The sequence below is a fragment of the Indolivaga alginatilytica genome (assembly GCF_003201355.1).
In the GTDB taxonomy this organism is placed as follows: Bacteria; Bacteroidota; Bacteroidia; order Bacteroidales; family Dysgonomonadaceae; genus Dysgonomonas_A; species Dysgonomonas_A alginatilytica.
This window is the reverse complement of record NZ_QICL01000021.1, coordinates 47432-65614: the sequence shown is the minus strand read 5'-3', so window position 1 is coordinate 65614 and position 18183 is coordinate 47432. Positions and strand designations below refer to the sequence as shown.

18 protein-coding genes are annotated in these 18183 nt (G+C 35.1%); 5 read left to right on the top strand and 13 right to left on the bottom strand.

What is annotated here, in order from left to right; genetic code table 11:
- Window positions 1-42: 42 nt before the first annotated feature.
- Window positions 43-834, top strand: coding sequence for a M48 family metalloprotease (locus CLV62_RS14950; protein ID WP_110311581.1), 792 nt, complete (start codon window positions 43-45; stop codon window positions 832-834).
- An 88-nt stretch (window positions 835-922) separates the two neighbouring features.
- Here CLV62_RS14950 and CLV62_RS14945 read toward each other — a convergent pair whose 3' ends face one another.
- The 7 genes from CLV62_RS14945 to polA form a co-directional block, all read right to left on the bottom strand.
- Window positions 923-1564, bottom strand: coding sequence for a SagB/ThcOx family dehydrogenase (locus CLV62_RS14945; RefSeq protein WP_110311580.1), 642 nt, complete (start codon window positions 1562-1564; stop codon window positions 923-925).
- Between the two features lie 28 nt (window positions 1565-1592).
- Window positions 1593-2150 (bottom strand): NAD(P)H-dependent oxidoreductase, encoded by a 558-nt coding sequence (locus CLV62_RS14940; RefSeq protein WP_110311579.1) that lies wholly within the window; start codon window positions 2148-2150, stop codon window positions 1593-1595.
- A 152-nt stretch (window positions 2151-2302) separates the two neighbouring features.
- A complete protein-coding gene (locus CLV62_RS14935) occupies window positions 2303-2899 on the bottom strand; it encodes an LURP-one-related/scramblase family protein (RefSeq protein ID WP_110311578.1) in 597 nt (198 codons plus the stop codon).
- Between the two features lie 57 nt (window positions 2900-2956).
- Window positions 2957-3736: a radical SAM protein gene (locus CLV62_RS14930; RefSeq protein ID WP_110311577.1), complete on the bottom strand. Its 780-nt coding sequence runs from the start codon at window positions 3734-3736 to the stop codon at window positions 2957-2959.
- Window positions 3717-5066 (bottom strand): glycosyltransferase family protein, encoded by a 1350-nt coding sequence (locus tag CLV62_RS14925; protein WP_146212763.1) that lies wholly within the window; start codon window positions 5064-5066, stop codon window positions 3717-3719. The genes CLV62_RS14930 and CLV62_RS14925 overlap by 20 nt, the downstream gene beginning before the upstream one ends.
- Before the next feature lie 529 nt (window positions 5067-5595).
- Window positions 5596-6051: a YqaA family protein gene (locus tag CLV62_RS14920; protein WP_110311575.1), complete on the bottom strand. Its 456-nt coding sequence runs from the start codon at window positions 6049-6051 to the stop codon at window positions 5596-5598.
- Window positions 6052-6089: 38 nt separating this feature from the next.
- Window positions 6090-8858, bottom strand: coding sequence for a DNA polymerase I (gene polA / locus CLV62_RS14915; protein ID WP_110311574.1), 2769 nt, complete (start codon window positions 8856-8858; stop codon window positions 6090-6092).
- Window positions 8859-8959: 101 nt separating this feature from the next.
- Here polA and CLV62_RS14910 point away from each other — a divergent pair, with 101 nt between their 5' ends.
- Both CLV62_RS14910 and CLV62_RS14905 read left to right on the top strand, forming a co-directional pair.
- Window positions 8960-9931, top strand: a complete 972-nt coding sequence (locus CLV62_RS14910; protein ID WP_110311573.1) for a polyprenyl synthetase family protein — start codon at window positions 8960-8962, stop codon at window positions 9929-9931.
- A 54-nt stretch (window positions 9932-9985) separates the two neighbouring features.
- Window positions 9986-10432, top strand: a complete 447-nt coding sequence (locus tag CLV62_RS14905; RefSeq protein ID WP_146212762.1) for a hypothetical protein — start codon at window positions 9986-9988, stop codon at window positions 10430-10432.
- A 70-nt stretch (window positions 10433-10502) separates the two neighbouring features.
- Here the strand turns inward: CLV62_RS14905 and deoC are convergent, their stop codons facing one another.
- From deoC to dtd, 3 genes are read right to left on the bottom strand one after another with little or no spacing between them, the layout of a single operon-like run.
- Window positions 10503-11387 (bottom strand): deoxyribose-phosphate aldolase, encoded by an 885-nt coding sequence (deoC, locus tag CLV62_RS14900; RefSeq protein WP_394337210.1) that lies wholly within the window; start codon window positions 11385-11387, stop codon window positions 10503-10505.
- Complete coding sequence (locus CLV62_RS14895; RefSeq protein WP_110311570.1) at window positions 11372-11704, bottom strand: nucleotide pyrophosphohydrolase; 333 nt, start codon at window positions 11702-11704, stop codon at window positions 11372-11374. The genes deoC and CLV62_RS14895 overlap by 16 nt, the downstream gene beginning before the upstream one ends.
- Before the next feature lie 15 nt (window positions 11705-11719).
- Window positions 11720-12172 carry a D-aminoacyl-tRNA deacylase gene (gene dtd, locus CLV62_RS14890; RefSeq protein WP_110311569.1) on the bottom strand — a complete coding sequence of 151 codons (453 nt, stop codon included), beginning with the start codon at window positions 12170-12172 and terminating at the stop codon, window positions 11720-11722.
- 1632 nt (window positions 12173-13804) lie between these two features.
- Between dtd and CLV62_RS14885 the strand changes: the two genes are divergently transcribed.
- Window positions 13805-14266 (top strand): helix-turn-helix domain-containing protein, encoded by a 462-nt coding sequence (locus tag CLV62_RS14885; protein WP_110311568.1) that lies wholly within the window; start codon window positions 13805-13807, stop codon window positions 14264-14266.
- 117 nt (window positions 14267-14383) lie between these two features.
- On the opposite strand, the gene CLV62_RS14880 is transcribed toward CLV62_RS14885, so the two are convergent.
- On the bottom strand, window positions 14384-14971 hold the full coding sequence (locus CLV62_RS14880; protein WP_110311567.1) for an HdeD family acid-resistance protein: 588 nt from the start codon (window positions 14969-14971) through the stop codon (window positions 14384-14386).
- Window positions 14972-15140: 169 nt separating this feature from the next.
- Here CLV62_RS14880 and CLV62_RS14875 point away from each other — a divergent pair, with 169 nt between their 5' ends.
- The gene (locus CLV62_RS14875; RefSeq protein ID WP_110311566.1) at window positions 15141-15482 is read left to right on the top strand and encodes a hypothetical protein; all 342 of its coding nucleotides are present in this window, start codon (window positions 15141-15143) and stop codon (window positions 15480-15482) included.
- Window positions 15483-15641: 159 nt separating this feature from the next.
- Here the strand turns inward: CLV62_RS14875 and uvrC are convergent, their stop codons facing one another.
- Both uvrC and CLV62_RS14865 read right to left on the bottom strand, forming a co-directional pair.
- Entirely contained in the window at window positions 15642-17453 is a 1812-nt protein-coding gene (gene uvrC, locus CLV62_RS14870; protein ID WP_110311565.1) for an excinuclease ABC subunit UvrC, read from the bottom strand.
- Between the two features lie 136 nt (window positions 17454-17589).
- Window positions 17590-18129, bottom strand: a complete 540-nt coding sequence (locus tag CLV62_RS14865; RefSeq protein ID WP_110311564.1) for an adenine phosphoribosyltransferase — start codon at window positions 18127-18129, stop codon at window positions 17590-17592.
- Window positions 18130-18183 lie beyond the last annotated feature (54 nt).

Sequence of the window (18183 nt, the reverse complement as noted above, 5' to 3'; positions counted from 1 at the left end):
AATATTTATTACACTATACATTCTCACTAATTAAATAAGTTTATGAAAAAGTTTTTTTTAGCATTGGCTTTATTAGCAACTTGTAGTTTTGCGGCTAATGCACAATTTGGTAAAATTAAGGTTGGTAAAGCAATAGATGCTGCAACAAAAGGAGTTCAGGCGATGACTCTCAGCGATGCCGAAATTTCTCAGTATGCTCAGGAATATATCGATTGGATCGATGCTCACAATCCTGTATGCAGTGTTACCGATACCGATAAAGGAATGAGAGAAACAGCAGAGCGTTTAGCGAAAATTTCAGCTATGTTCCCTATAGATAATGTAAATGGAAAGAAGCTTGATATTAAAGCTCTTTATGTGGTTGATGTAAATGCTTTTGCATGTGCTAACGGCAGTATTCGTGTTTTTGCCGGATTAATGGATATTATGTCTGATGAAGAAATTCTTGCTGTTATGGGACATGAGATAGGTCACGTTGTAAATAATGACTCTAAAGACGCTTTTAAAACCGCTCTGTTAACTTCGGCTCTTAAAGATGCAGTAGGTTCTACCGGAAATACAGCAGCATCTTTAACAGACTCTCAATTGGGTTCTTTGGGTGAAGCATTAACCAATGCTCAATTCTCTCAAAAACAAGAATCATCGGCTGACGATTATGCATATAATTTATTGAAAGAAGCTAATAAAGATCCTCAGGCAATGGCTCAATCTTTGGGTGTTCTATTAAAAATGGAACAAGAAGCCGGCGCAGGTAAAACAAGTAAAGCAAATCAGTTATTTTCGAGTCATCCCGGTCTTGAAAAACGTATTGCTAACTTAGAAAAAAAGAAATAAGGTCTCAGACCTTTTTATTGCTTTTGCCCTATTTAATATAAAAGCCTGATAATTAATTATCAGGCTTTCTTTTTTGAGTAAAACGGGATTATTTTAAATATCCTATAGGATGATTAAGAATCAAGGTTTGACTATCATTTAGTTTAAGAGCCTTTTTTAATTCTGCATGATTCATCTGTGCACGAGGTTTTGTGCCTAAGCCCATACCCGAACAAAAGATACCTATATTTTGAGATACGATTCCTGCATCTACTTTATTCATATCGGTGATGTGTTCCATTGTATTATAAGCCGATGGCTTGTATTTTGAAGCATCCGCTACAAGATAAAGAATAGTAGGGGGTAGGGGATTATCCTTTTTTCCACCTGCTAAGCCTCTGTAATCACCTTCAGCTACAAGTACTAAATTATTTGATTGTGCATCAAATTTATATACTGCCTGAGGTAGGGCAACATAAACATCGATATCCTGGCTGTTTTGAGCCGATGGAGCGGTCTTTTTACCGTTTTCACGATTAATACCATTAGCAGCCCAAAGTAAATTGGACAGGTCTTGTATATTGAGTTCTTTATCTGAAAATTCAGAAGAAGATTGTCTTTTGGCAAAAGCCTCCATTACGGTGAGCCCACCTGTTTTTACAGGATCATTCAGCTGGATATTCGATAAACTTTGAGCATTTGTATTGATAAAAGAAGCAAATGCTAATGCTGCAATTAATAGATATTTCATAATTAATAGAAAATAATAGCTTTGTAAATTAAAAGTGATTTTTTATTTTTTCTAAAAATGCTTGTCTGTGTTCGTCGCTTCCCGATGTGATATGATCGCAATTGAACCAAGTAGTATTATTTATACCTATAGAATACAGGCAGTTTTTATTGATATCATTTACGGGATCTCCTGATTCTGCAAAACTATCTGTAGATTGCTCAGAAGTAGTTATTACAGTAGATTTTTCTATTTTAAGAAGTGGGTTCCATCCATTTTCATAGTTGAATGCAAAGCCATAAAGAAGTACTTTATCGAAAAATCCTTTTAAAATAGCCGGCATATTCATCCACCATATTGGATACATAAATACAATCTCTTCACTATTTTTGAGCATAGTTTGGTATTTTCCCACCAAAGGATCCGAATACCCGCCTTTTGAATATAAAGCCAATTCAGACTCTGTTAATACCGGATTGAAATTGTCTTTATGCAGGTCTATTACTTGATATGGACGATTATCTGTATCTAATTTATTAGTAATAGTGTCTAAAATCACTTTTGTGAAGCTACCGTGCCAAGGGTGAGCTAAGATTATTGTTATCATATTTTTATTATTTTATTGGTTCTATAAAATTAAGCATTTATTAGCAGACTACTTGTTACTTGCTTTTTTCTAAACATTATTTAATAGAAAAGAGCTACAATCATTGATTATAGCTCACATATCTATGTGTCTTACTTATTTAAGACTTAATTCTATTTTGATTCTTTCAACACCATGTCGATAGTAATTGCAGTAGATACTACAACTATCTTGTCTGTGTTTTCTTTATATTCTTCTCTGATAGAAACGTTATACTTATCGGCAGTAGTAAAAATTTCCTTCATAGCACCTGCCCATTTTTTACTGATTGTTCCTATGGGTTCGCCATTAGCTTCAGATATAGCAAAATTCCAACCTTTCCAATCTCCTTTTATTTCAGCGATCTTAGCTCTGCTGGCCGCCATAATATGGAATGTAGGTTTAAAAAATGCCCATTTTTGTTTGATAAAACCAAGAGTTTCATGATGACCGTTAAGTACAGCTATTTCAGACATGAAAAATGTCCATCCTCTTTTTATTACAGCAAGAGTGTTTCCTTCCATGTCTACAATTTCCAATAGAAAAGGCATCATTGCCTTACCAAGAATTAGTCTTAGCACTTTGTGACCGGTTGATATTCGTTGTTTAATAACTCCTATTTGGTTTCCATCCTGACCAAATACTTTATATTCTGCTTCGAATTTGAAGTAGTTAACTTTCTGATCTATAAAGTATTCATTTGTTTCGAAAAACTGAGGAAAATTACTCATATTATTTATTTAGTTTTAGTTAGTATACAAAAGTACTACTTTAGAAGTAAAAAGTGGTTATCCTGCTATGTTAATTTTTATACCTAGTTGTTCTACTTTTTTTCCAATTTGTTTAAGCTCTTCAAGAGGGACTTTTTCCAGATTTTTTTCTGGAGTTTCTCTGTCTATTGTATATATCATTACTTCCTTTGGATGAGTCATTTTTATGATATCAAGCCATCCATTCACTTCTTCTTCGGTAGTGTTATCTACTATTTTACCATTATGACTGCCTCTAACGAACATGGTTTGCAGAATAAAATTCCCTTCAAATTTTTTGAAAAACTCTATTTGCCTCTCTATATTGTAAGTGGGAGAATTTGGTTGATCTATCAAACGAACTGTTTCTATATTAGCCGAATCGAGTTTCAAGATATTATTTTCGACCTTTTTAAGAGCATTAAAAACACTTTCTTTTCCGATGTGCATTGCATTGGAAAGGACACTTATTTTAGCTTCGGGAACATATTTATTGCGTAACTCGATGGTATCATCAATTATTTCTGCAAAATGGGGATGTAAAGTAGGCTCTCCATTTCCGGCAAAAGTAATTACATCTATCTTTAAGTTTTCTTCTTTTAATTTCAATAATTTGTGTTCCAAAGCAGCCTTTACATTCTTACGATTAGGTAATTCTGTTTTGGTTCTACCATCTTCATTGTATCCGCATTCACAATAAATACAATTGAATGAACATACTTTCCCATCGTAAGGTAAGAGATTCATACCTAGTGATGTACCTAATCTGCGACTATGTATGGGTCCGAAGACTATTTCGTCAAATAATAGTGTTGACATGATTGGTCTTATTTATGTTTTTATTTTTTCTGTTGTACCAAAAAATATAAATACAGAATAACAGAATACTAATCACAGTAACATAAAAACTGTATTTCTGTATTAGCGTTCCTGTAAATTCTACATGTACTTTGCCTGATTGATTAATAGGAATTTCTATTAATCCATTTTCACTTTCTGTAATAGTTATTTGTTCATTGTTTAATTTTGCCGAATATCCTTTGTAATATATGAGTGGAAGCTCAATTATATCTGGTTTGTTTACTATTACATTAAAAATTGTAGCTCTGTTTTTTCTTTCAAAATTATTTGTGACTGTTTCTATATTATTCGTTTTCAGAAGAATATTTCTATCTTGAATAAATTCTATAGAAGGTACTTTTATTGGAAGATATTCCGCAAGACCAAGTCCAGCAATGCTGTTTTTATCAATTATAATATTCTGTGAAGATATGGTTTTAGGTTTTTCCCGCGTATATTTATAATATGTAGAATTTACTGTTATTAATAAGACGACACATCCTAATAAGCATATAAGAGCTGCTACTGAACGAATATTTTTTTGCAATAGTAGTGAAAGATAATATCCTCCAGCTAAGGCTAAGAAGAAACTTGATATTTCATATAATCTCCAGGTAAATTGTATTGTCGAAAAGAACTTTTTCACATAGAAAAAGGAGGGTAGAGTGTCAAAGCTAAAAGCGATATAAACTAATGCTAAAACAACAAAAATATCAATACTTTTAATTTTTTGATCCTTTTCGTGTATAAAAAAGCGTAGAAAAATACCGAAAGTCAAAGTTAATCCTATAGCCGGCAGAAAGTGGAGATTAGTTATTTTAGGAAGTGCAATACTTAACATACCTACTAATACATTCTGTGTCGGAATCCTAATAAGATCATCTTTAGCACGACCAAAATTTATTGCAAACATTCTGCCTTCTTCAAAGTAGAAAGAATTTGAGGATATTTGTTCAAAGAAAGGAAATAAGAAATAGGCTGATAATAATACGCATACCATACCTGAAAGAATAAGGTATAATAAACGTTTTGGTTCTTGTCTTAAATCTTTATAATAGATAATAATGATGATAATAGAAGTTATAAACACCAATAAGGTTGCTATGACATGGGTAAAAATAAGTAGGCAAAAGCCAATACTTATAATATACCATTTTTTATAATCGCCTTTTATTATTTCGTACAGACCCCAAAATGCAAGAGGGACAAATGTGAAGGAAAAAGCTTCTGAAAGAGCCGATCTGTCGTATAAATCCTGTAACCTATATAAACAGAATGTATATAAAATAGCTGTAATAAAAGCAGCCATTCTGTTCTTATAAACCTTATTTACAGATATGTATGTTAATATACCGCATAGCATACTCATCGTGAAAAACATAACTGTATATGCTTTTACAACACCTATTATGTTTGCTAATGCTGCAAATGGTATTAGTATAAAATCGGAATAAAACCATCGGGCTGCATACCCATATTGAAGGAGTGCATCATTGTTTATATATATAGGAAAAGATCCGTCCTTCAAAGATTTCATTAGAGCTAATAACCTGTAATAGTGAAATTCGCTATCATCTCCGGGTGTTATTGTATCTGCAAATGAATATCTATATATAGTGAATGTTGATAAAGTTGTAAGAACAATTAGAAATATTGCAATTTGATATTTTTTATTATTCTCAATGATATTCAGTATATTATTTATCATGTTAATGTTTTAAGTATTTAAAACTATATTTTATCACCTCTTCAAAGAGGGGAGTATTAATAGGGACAGATAAGAGGAGTGTTACTCAAACAATAAAAAATTCCGAAACCTTAATTCTTTATAGATTCTATTATCTTAACCACTCAATTCCATAAATGATTCCGTATGCAAGAAGTACATAACGAGCAAATTTACCAGCAAACATACTGATATTCACTATATATACATTAGCTCTCATATACCCGAGTGCTACGGCTATAACGTCTCCTACTACTGGTAAAAAGCTGAAGAATGCCATGCTTGCTCCTTTTCCTGTGAGCCAAAGATGTATTTTTTCAATCTTTTCTTTCTTGATTTTTAAATATTTTTCTATCCACTCGAGCTTACCCAGTTTTCCCAGATAATAATTGGTCATACCTCCCATCCAGTTACCAACAGATGCTATGAGTATACATGTCCAAAGGTCTAAACCTGCCGCTATTAATGCAGCAAATACAAATTCTGAACCAAAGGGTAGGATAGTAGCTGCCAAAAAGGAAGCTAAAAAAAGTCCTATATATCCGTATTCGACAAATCCATCAAGCATATTTATTTATATTGTTGATAATTAAATATTTAGTATTATCAATGAGCTTCTAACCAGTTATTTCCTGTACCCGAATCGGCTTTTAACGGAACGATGAGTTTATATGCCTTTTCCATCTCTGTAATTACGATTTGTTCCACGTGCGACAATTCATCATTAAAAGTGTTAAAGTTCAGTTCATCATGTACTTGCAAAATCATCTTTGAGCGAATTTTTTCATTTCTGAAGCGTTCGAAGATATTATTCATTGCTATTTTTATGATATCTGCAGCACTTCCTTGTATCGGTGCATTTATTGCATTTCGTTCGGCATATCCGCGTACTGTAGCGTTTCGAGAATTGATATCCGGCAGGTATCGTTTGCGTCCAAGAATAGTTTCCACATATCCTTTTTCTTTGGCATTGTTAATGATATTATCCATGTACTCTTTTACCTTCGGATATGTTTCGAAGTATCCGTCAATCAGCTCTTTAGATTCAGATCTAGGGATAGAAAGTCTTTCAGCAAGTCCAAAAACCGAGATGCCGTATATAATACCGAAGTTAGCCGTTTTTGCTTTACGGCGCATATCGCTTGTTACCTCTTTAATTGGAATTTTATAAATTTTGGCAGCAGTGGAAGCGTGAATGTCTTCGCCACTATTAAAAGCATCAATCATACTTGGATCTTGGCTAAGATGTGCCATGATTCTAAGTTCAATTTGCGAATAGTCGGCAGAATAAAAAGTACATCCCGGATCGGCAATAAAAGCTTTTCGAATGTCTTTTCCATGCCCTTCTCTGATAGGTATATTTTGTAGGTTTGGATTACTGGAGCTAAGTCTTCCTGTTGCTGTAACTGTTTGATTATATGATGTATGTATCTTATCATCTCTTTTATTAATCAGTAATGGAAGTGCATCGATATAGGTACTCAATAATTTTTTAAGACTACGATATTCCAATATTTTGCCAATGATAGGGTGGGTGTCTTTTAAACTTTCGAGTACTTCTTCACTCGTAGTGTATTGACCCGTTTTTGTCTTTTTGGGTTTTTCGATTACTTTTAATTTGTCGAAAAGAATTTCGCCTACCTGTTTAGTAGAATTTACATTAAATTCTACTCCTGCCAGTTCGAATATTTCGGCTTCGATATTCAGCATTTCTTTTGTCAGATTCTCAGAAGAATCTTTCAATGCTTTAGTATCGAGTCTTACTCCTGCATATTCCATATCGGCTAGTACATAGACAAGTGGAAATTCTATATCATAGAGTAAATGGCTTATACCATTTTTTTCAATTTCTTTTTCTAGTATATTTTTTAGCTTGAGTGTTATATCGGCATCTTCACACGCATAATTGCAAACATCTTTTGGAAAAAGGTCTCTCATGTTCAATTGATTTTTTCCGCGAGATCCGATTAGCTCATCTATATGAATTGTTTTATAGTTGAGATATGTTTCTGCCATATAATCCATATTATGTCTCAATTCCGGATTTATTAAGTAATGGGCAATCATCGTATCGAATAATTTGCCTTTTACTTCTATTCCATATTTTTTGAGAACAATAATATCGTATTTTATGTTTTGCCCGATTTTAAGAATATTTTCATTTTCGAGAATTTCTCTGAAAATTTCCACTTGACTTTTTGCTTTGTCGAAATTTGCCGAGATAGGTACATAATATGCTTCACCTTCTTCAATGGAGAACGACATTCCTACCAATTCAGCATCAATAGGGTCTACGGAGGTTGTTTCTGTATCAAATGAACAAAAACTACTACCTAAAATTTTGTCCCTTAATTTGATCATTTCTTCCTCATTATCAACTAAATTGTATGAGTAAACCATGTCTTTCAACTCCATGAGAGTCGAATATTTTTTTTCTTCCGGTACATCCTCCATAAATTCTTCAAAGAGAATGCCTTGAGCTTCCTCTTTTTTAGGAACAATTTTGGTTTCTCTTTTTAAGACGCGATTTATGAGTGTTCGAAATTCGAGCTCTTCGAAAAGATGTTCTATTTTTTCATCATCAATATTTCTTCTTTCAAATTCTTCTTTTACAAATTCGATCGGAACATCAATTTTTATGGTTGCTAAAAATTTGGAGAAAATTATTTGCTCTTTATTATTTTCGAGTTTATCTTTTAGGGTTCCTTTTATGCTTGAAGTATTTTCAAGAATATTTTCAATCGTTCCAAATTCGGCAATTAATTTTTCGGCAGTTTTTGCTCCGACTCCCGGGCAACCCGGAATATTATCGGAAGAATCTCCCATCAGACCGAGCAAGTCGATCATGAGTAGGGGAGAGGCCAAATTATATTTTTCCATGATGGCTTTATCATCCAGAACATCAAAACCGTTTCCTGCAAATTTGGGTTTATACATGAAAATCCGATCACTGGTCAACTGACCGTAGTCTTTATCGGGTGTCATCATGTAGACATCGATATCTTCTTTTTCGGCTTTTTTGGCAATTGTTCCAATTACATCATCTGCTTCGTACATAGGTACTTCGATGATTTTTATATTATAAGCCTCAATTATTTGCTTAATAATAGGGACTGCTAATTTAATATCTTCGGGGGTTTCGAGCCTTTGTGCTTTATAATGTTCGTAAGCTTCGTGACGGAAAGTCGGTCCCGCAGGATCAAAAGCCACTGCAATATGAGTGGGATTTTCTTTCTTGAGAATTTCTTCCAGAGTATTTACAAAACCAAAGATGGCTGATGTGTTCAGACCTTTGGAGTTGACTCTCGGGTTTTTTATAAAAGCGTAATAAGACCGGTATATAAGTGCGTAGGCGTCTAACAGAAAGAATTTCATACCAAAATATTAGTTAAATAGTTCTATTTCTCAGTAAAGTTACAAATAAATGCCTCTAAAAGCTGAATTATTTATAAATTTGCAATTCAACTAATTTTAGTATGGATAAAAAGCTTTTGATAGCTAAACCGATAGCTTCAGAACTCGAACGTTTTACTTCTTATTTTAGAGAGTCAATATTTTGTAATAATCCTAGAATTCAGGAGATTATAGATTATATAATGAAATCAGACGGAAAGCATATTCGTCCGATTTTATTATTGTTGGCAGCTAAAGCTTGTGGAGAAATAACTGAGACTACTTATCATTCTGCAGTAACAGTAGAATTGTTGCACACTGCATCGTTGATACATGACGATGTTGTGGATGAATCGAAAATGAGAAGAGGAAGACTCTCCACGAATGCTATTTATGATAATAAAATGGCAGTTCTGGCGGGTGATTATTTCTTATCGACAGCTTTGATTAAGAGTGTATTGACAGGTGATATGGAAATCATTTCGGCTATATCGGGCTTAGGTCGTAGTTTGGCAGAAGGTGAATTGAATCAGTTGTCATTGGCTAAGGAGATCATTCTGGATGAAGCAGAATATTTTGAAGTAATTAAGAAGAAGACCGCTTCATTGCTTTCGGTATGCATGAAAATAGGTGCTCAGTCTGTTGGAGCCAGTTCGGATAATGTGGGTCGTTTTGAGAAATTGGGCGAATATTTAGGTATTTGTTTCCAATTGAGAGATGATATTTTCGATTATTTTTCGAATAATGTAGGCAAACCAACGGGTAATGATATACGGGAAGGAAAGGTTACTCTTCCTTTGCTATATGCCTTGAAGAATACAGATTCTGAAGAATCGCAGGCGATGATGAAAATTATCCGGACAGGTGAGTTTTCGGATCAGGATGTATCTGTTCTTATTTCTTTTGCTAAAGAAAACGGAGGGATAGAATATGCATATGATAAGATCGAAATATTCAGGCAGAAGGCAATTGAAATTATTGACACTTTGGAAGAAGGAGAAGTAAAAGAGGCTTTGGTGAATGCTGTAGAATATGTTGTAGAGCGTGTTTATTGAGCTTTTGTAACTGGCAATAATAGTCGAAGTACTTACTATTTTTTTGTTTCGTTTATGAAAAAAATGCTATTGCTTTTAGGTTTTGTTACTCTATTCAACCTTGTTTCGACATATGAAGCGAATGCGGCGCAAGTTACTTTTGGTCCGCATGATAAGCTTGTGAAAATATGCGATTTACCCGATACCGACGATTATAAGTCTAATGATGGTAAATACTTCGATTTCGGGTACAAGTACACTTGTTTCGAAGTTGTCTTTTTACCTATATTTCAACAGGGTGAAGGTCAGATTGTGGGGTATATAGACGAAGAAAATTTTGTCGTTTTATCGAAGGCAGACATTGCCGATATTGCAAAAACGAATAATATAAAGAATCTTGCAGGCTTGGTAAGGATTCCTTTTTGGGATGCCTGGGGAGGTAAGCTTGTAGGCGTTCTTATCATCTTATTGCTTATAGGTTCGCTACTGCGGGACAGGTATACTAAGAAGGTAGAAGAATAAAAATAAAGGTTATAATCGATTGATTATAACCTTTATTTTTTAATATGGTGGAGTAGGGGTTTAATCCCGGTCAGTCTTTTATTGTATCCAGTAAGTTGTTAGCCAATCGGCTGGCTCCTACTCTGAAATATTCATTATTACACCATTCGTCTCCCAGAACCTCTTTTACCACTGTGTAGTACTTTACGGCGTCTTCGGTGGTAACAATGCCTCCTGAGGCTTTAAAACCTACTTTGCGACCTGTTTTCTTTGCGTATTCTTTAATAGCGGTACACATTACATAAGCAGCCTCAAGACTTGCACCCTCGTATACTTTTCCGGTTGATGTTTTCAGGAAATCCGCACCTGAGTATAATGAGAATATAGAAGCTTTCATGATGTTCGAAGCTGTTTTTAATGCTCCTGTTTCCAATATTACTTTTAGGTGTGCGTCACGACAAGCGTGTTTAATCTCGTCTATTTCCTCACACAGTTCTTCATAGTTTTCATCTAAGAAGAAGCCCAGATTGAGAACAATATCTATCTCGTCTGCACCGTTGGCTACAGCCAGCGCCGTTTCGGCTATCTTTACTTCGGTGAATGTTTGTGACGATGGAAACCCTCCCGATACACAAGCTATTTTTACTCCCTGAGCCGTTAGAGCCTCTTTTACCACTTCGGCGAAGTTGGGGAATACACAGATGGCGGCAACGTTATTTACGTCAGGATATGTACCCTCAAAGTCGTTTACTTTTTCGGTAAACTTCCACACTTCCTCTTTCGTATCGGTGGTATTTAGTGTCGTTAAATCGATACAGGAATATAGTGTTTTATATACTTCAACATTGTTGTTTTCTGCAAATTTACCGGCTATTATTTCCTTTACTTTTGCTGCAATGTCTTCGTCTTTTAAAGCAGTTTTGTACTGTTTCAGGATGTCGATGTATTTGTTTGTACTGGTCATGATTGAGTCAATTTATCGTTATTTATATGTCGGTTTTTATCCCTGTTTGTTTTCTTTTCCATGTTCTTGTTGAAGGCTTCGGTAAGGTCTACGCCTGTCTGGTTGGCAAGGCACATAAGCACCCACATAATATCTGCCATTTCATCCGCAAGGTTTTTCTCCAGATCCGCCTTCTTAAATGACTGGTCTCCATAAGTTCTCGCCATAATTCTGGCTAGTTCTCCTACCTCTTCCGTTAGAATGGTCATATTGGTCAGTTCGCTAAAATATCTGACTCCGTATGTTTTTATCCATTCATCAACCTTGTTCTGTGCTTCCTGTATAGTCATATTTCGTATTTTAAGCTATTCTTTTTCCTTTGAATCGATCCAGATGGTTACCAGACCGTCATTAATTAATTCGACGTCCATATGGGCTCCAAAAGAGCCTGTTTGTACGGTCTTGTTTATTGCTTTTTCCAGTTCCCTGCAAAATTCTTCATACAGAGGTATGGCGATATCGGGTTTTGATGCTCTGATGTAAGAGGGTCTGTTGCCTTTTTTTGTCGATGCAAAAAGGGTGAACTGAGATACAACCAGTATTTCGGAATCTGTTTCTTTTAGAGAGAGATTCATCACACCGTTTTCGTCATCAAAAATACGAAGATTGACAACCTTGTTGCACAGCCATTGGATGTCTTCGTTGGAGTCCGAATCCTCAATCCCCAGAAGAACAAGCAATCCTTTCTCTATTTTCGATTTTACATTTCCTTCTATCGTTACCGATGCCCGTTTTACCCTTTGTATTAATACCCGCATTGAGTTACTTGTAATATTTTTATTATTATCTGAAAATCAGAAACTTAAATCTGTATTATACTGTTTTTTACTTTTGTCACCTTCTTGTCACGTTTGTCACTTTTTTTAAAGTGCTGTATTTCAATATGAAACGAATAAAAAGGTTACAAAGGTAACAAAAGTGACACTTTTTACAGTGTTTTTTTATTGTCTCTTTTTTCTGTTACTTTTTATTCAATCTACTGGCTGTCTTATAGATAAATAAAGTTACAATATTTATCAGAGTTTTTGGCTGTAACCCTTTTAAGTAGTATTAAATATTTAATGCGATATTTTATTATCATGAGGGTGTGTCAAAAGTCTGAACAGAACACAAATTACACAGAAATAACAGAAAATACAGATTTTAATTTTTCTTATTTCACTATTTAACAGTGATTTATGAAATACAAAAATCTGTAATATCAGTGTATTCTGTGTGCTAGACATCTTATGACACCCCCCCATTATGCCCGGCCAAAGCCATAAAAAGGTCTGAGACCTTAAAACAGCTTTATTTCAGATACAAAAGTAGGAATAAATTTGGGTAAGTGATAATAAAAAAGGATATGAGTCAAAGGTCGAATAAGCATACAAAATATGCTGAATATGCAGATTTTGTATTAAACGCAAAGATGACGGAAGACCTCACCCGACCTGCTTTGTAGGGGCGAACCTATGTGTTCGCCCCGTATCGGGCAGACACACAGGCCTGCCCCTACATCGGGGGTAAAGTGTGAGACCTTATTCTTTGAATAAGAAAAACGAAGTCTTTAAGAGTGTTTTTGCATTTAAAACAAACTGCTTAAATCAGATAGTAATTAATTGAATATAAGAGTCAGTATCGATTAAAAACGGGGAATATTACTGTGACAGAAGCATCAGATTAAAGTCTATTACGGTTTCACACTGTTGATTATGAATATCTAGTGTTTATAAGCGTGTTTCCCATATTTAATCTAAATTAGTTTGTGTGAAACCATAATAGCAGATTATCCTTCTCCTGTAACAATTTTTATAGTGTACAAATATAGGATACGGCTATCGCTTAAAAAAAAGTGCGAATGATTTATTTTAATATTTATAAAGGGGGTCTCTCAAGTGGGTTAGGCATATGAAATAGACTGAAATAACAGATTTTTATTAAACGCAAAGCCGTAAAGGCACGAAGTTTTTTATCCCCTCCAGCTGATTTCACCCCAGTGCTCTGACCTCACCTTAAGCCTTTGTTACTGAAAGGGGTTAGAAAAAACTTTGCGGCTTTGCGTTTAAGCATTTTTTTAACGCTGAGGGTGCTAAGTCTTTTCTTTTATCGGTCAGACACATAGGTCTGCCCCTACGACTGTTCTCTCTCTTTCTTTCTTCTCAGTAGGAGAGGGCTGAGGTGGGGTGCTAAAATCTGTATTATTAGTGTATTCTGTGTGTTTAATTTCCTTCTGAAAGTTTCATTTTCCAAAAAAGATATTGGTATTTAAAGCAAATGAATTAATTTAGTACCTTTGTTTTTAAGTAATAGAAAAGATTTAATGCCGTATTTCAAAATCATAACTATCAGTTATTGTTTTGCTTACCAAAGTAATAAAAAGTATAAATCCGCAGAAAAACAGACCATTTATGAAGACGCAAACAGAGGAAGCCTCAAAGGTACATCAGGGACATAATATACGAATGGTGAGAACATGGAACAAGATGTCGCAGGTTGCACTTGCCGATATGCTGGACTGTTCGCAGGATAGAGTATCGAAGCTCGAAAGACAGCAGACCATTGATGATGAAATACTCGAAAAAGTTGCATTGGCTTTGAATGTAGATATGGATTATCTCAAAGAAGACCATTCGCCTCTGGGAGCAACTAATAATACTATAAATGATTCTCCGATTGGTCATTCACAAACACAAACAGGAGCAGAGTATTCGAAAGATGTACAGAATACAATTCAGGGAGAACAGATAAACTATACTACTAATGATGATGACGATTTAATCAGTTTATACGAAAGACTATTGAAATCGGAGGTTGAAAATGCTCAACTGAAAAGTCAGGTAAAAGAATTAAAGTCACAGCTTAAAAAGTAAGAAATATAGCGTGTTGAATATATATTTTAAATAACAGAGGGCAGACCTGAAAGTCTGCCCTCTGTGTGTGGATATATAAGCCCACCCCTGCATCAAATCGAAAAAAGATGTGAAACCTTAATCTTCGTGTTTATCTTCAGGCAGGTATTTATTCAATGTTTTTAATTTAAAACCTAAGAATATCCTCATGACTCCGTAAAATATGAATCCGAACGATATGATGTATGCTGCAAATAATCCTGCGATTGCCGGTTGGAATAATAGGATTATAGATGCGAATACACTAAGTATCGATAATGCCAATACCCATCCCCAACCACTGTTTTTTGCCGATTGAAGGTCGAATGCCATACCTAGACCCCAAATGGATTGAATAAGTATCCAGAAGGCGATGAAATAACATAGCATCAAGGGTGCAATATCCAGATTAGCCAGTAAGAACAGGGCAAACAAAAGGTCGATTACTCCCATTGCTAATGTCCATCCCCAGTTATTTATTATTTTTCTGTTAGCTATTGCAAATACAATTTCGGAGATTCCACCTGCAAAAAATGAAAAAACAAATAGTAGGGTGATAGCTGCGAAGGTGGCGAATGGTGTAAACATCGAAATGAAGCCAACTATAACAGCTATTATTCCGACTAATACCGATATCCACCAATGTTTAACTGCTCTTTTGACTGTAGAAAGTAAATGATTTTCCATAATGATATAATTTTATGTTTTCTTTTAATTATAACAAATGGATAGTTAAATATGTTTTGATTATTTTTTATTTCTTCTTGATAGTATTGTATTAATAGGTTGATGTGTATTTTAATATCAATTTAGTATTTATGCGAATCCGTAATTGGATTGTATAAAACGCTTTTTTATGTTGTTTATAACCTACGCACAATCAAAGATTGTTTGTGTCCCTTTTGCCCAAAGCCGCAAAAGGAACCAAAAAGGCTTTGCCGTCATTTACCTCTCCTGCGAAGTAAATGACGGCTCGGCTTACGCCCGTCAGGCTCTCCGACCTTGTCTATTGCACGGGGTACCCGATGTGAGAAGAAAGCGCAAAAAACAAAAAGAAATCAAAGTCAAACGTACTTTTTTTGTTTCCGCTTTCAGATCACGAATCGGGTACCCCGTGCAAGGAGGCACAGTCTTGATCTTTTGTTTCGTTTTGCATCAAGGCAAAATGAAAGACAAACCCGATAGGGTGCGTCAGTAAAATATTACAGATAATTCAACTACTGATTGGTATTATTTAAGTATTTCTCAGACAATTTTTTGTGCAGGGTAGGCGGATTCCATCCAGTGTGCTGATATTTAATGTTTTACGGATATAAAAGGTTTTGCCCATGCAACCAAGTACGTCATCAATTTTTAGCTATTCTTGTGTAGTACTTCCTTTGCTGAAGTGTTCTGTAATAAGTTTCGATTTATGTTTGCCTACAACCTCTTCTATTTCTTCGTTAGTGGCTGATTTTATGCGTTTTATACTCTTGAAGTGTTTCAAAAGCATCTTTTTTGTTTCCTCACCGATGCCTTTAATGGTATCGAGTTCCGATACTATCTGACCTTTGCTTCTTCTGTTTCTGTGGAAAGTAATTCCAAAGCGGTGAGCTTCGTCCCGTAGGTGTTGAATAACCTTTAATGTCTCCGAATTTTTGTCCAGATACAATGGTATGGAGTCCTCCGGATAATAGATTTCCTCCAATCTTTTGGCGATACCTACGATTGCTATTTTCCCGTATAAATCCAGCCCTTTTAAAGATTCACAAGCAGCACTTAATTGACCCTTACCGCCGTCAATTATAATCAGTTGGGGTAGGGGGGCATTCTCTTCTTTCAGCCTGTGATAACGTCTATGGACTACTTCTTTCATAGTAGAAAAGTCATCGGGGCCTTCCACCGTTTTCACTATGAAATGACGGTAATCTTTCTTGGATGGTTTAGCCATTTTAAATACTACACATGCCGAAACGGGATTTGTTCCCTGTATATTCGAATTATCAAAACATTCTATATGGATGGGCAGTTCTTTTAAATGGAGATCGTTTTGAATTCCTTTTACGATTCTGATGGATCGTTGTTCGGGGTTCAGGCTTTCCGCCTTTTTAAGTTTGTCTACCTTATACTGTTTTACATTCTGAATAGAAAGTTTCAACAGCTTCAATTTATCGCCCCGTTGAGGTATCGTAAATTCGGTATCGTGGAGAATCAGATCGGGATAAAAAGGTACTACTATCTCTTTGGCCAGTTTCTGAAAACGGTCTTTCATTTCGAGAATGGCAAGACCCAGTAATTCTTCTTTTGGCTCATCGAGCCTTTTCTTGTATTCGAAAGTATATGCCCGTATTACCGATCCGTTATGCACGCTGAGGAAATTTATATAGGCGGCGGAACTATCTTCGTCATAACCGAAAATATCGATGTTGTACATAATACTCGATACAACGGTTGATCTTTGTTTGAAACTTTCGATTAAAATGTATTTCTCTTTTAATTTCTGAGCCTCTTCGAATCTGAAATCTTTAGCCAGATTTTGCATCTCTTCGTATATTGTCTTACTTACAATATTGATATTACCTTTTAATATCTCACGTACGCTTTCTACGTTTTTTTGGTAATCTTCCAGCGATTGTAATCCTTCACACGGACCGAGGCAACGTTTAATGTGATATTCGAGGCAAACTTTAAATTTGCCGCTTCGTATATTCTCGGGAGTAAGAGCTAAACTGCACGTGCGGATAGGGTAGAGCTTGTGTATTGTTTCGAGAAGAGCTTTTATGCTTCCTCCGGTGGCATAGGGTCCGAAGTATTGCGATCCGTCTTTCACTATATTACGGGTCTGTAGTATTCTGGGGAAAAACTCATTCCTTACGACGATGGAGGCATATGTCTTGTCGTCCTTCAGCATTACATTGTAGCGGGGGCGATATTCTTTTATGAGATTATTCTCTAATAAAAAAGTATCTTCCTCCGTGTCTACAACGATGTACTTTATATCCTTTATTTTACTGACCAGTATTCGTGTCTTCGGACTATCGTGATGTGTCTTGGTAAAATAAGAGGATACTCTTTTTTTTAAGTTCTTAGCTTTTCCTACATATATAATACTTCCCTTATCATCAAAATATTGATAACATCCCGGTTTGTCGGGTATATTCTGTATTATGTTTCTTAAGCTTTCGTTCATATATGTAGGATTTAGTCTATGTTTTGTCTCTTTTTAAACTGAGAATTGATATTAAGAGTCTGTTTATTACACTTGCCAAAGCAATAAAAAAGCTTTGAGAGATTAACTTCTCAAAGTTAAGAAAAGGTCTGAGACCTCAAATGTCATACTTTATGATTGCTTCCACTTCTACATCTTCGGGGAATAGCTTTCTTCCTTCAAGAGTTTCCAGTTCGATAATAAAGTTTACATATATTTTTTTCACGCCCATTCTTTTGATTAATTTATAAGCAGCAAGCATGGTTCCTCCTGTAGCAAGTAAATCGTCGTGTATAAGAACTACGTCTTCGGGGTTGAGCGAATCTTTATGGATTTGAATAGTATCTATACCGTATTCTTTTTCGTAACTTTCTTCGATTGTATCTGCCGGAAGTTTTCCGGGCTTCCTGATCGGGATAAATCCGGCGTTCATATTTAAGGCTAGGATAGGACCCATTATAAAACCTCTTGATTCTATTCCTACAACTTTGGTTATTCCTTTTTCTTTGTATAAATCCGTTAGAACTTCTGTCAGGTCTTTTAAATTTTGAGGAGATTGAAATAATGTTGTTACATCTTTAAATTGGATTCCCGGTATCGGAAAATCAGGAATGTTTCTTACAGATGCTTTTAAATTTTCAATTTTTTTGTGTGGCATGATTTTATAAATAACTGTTTTAAAGTGTTCTGATGCGTATTTTTGAAATTGTTC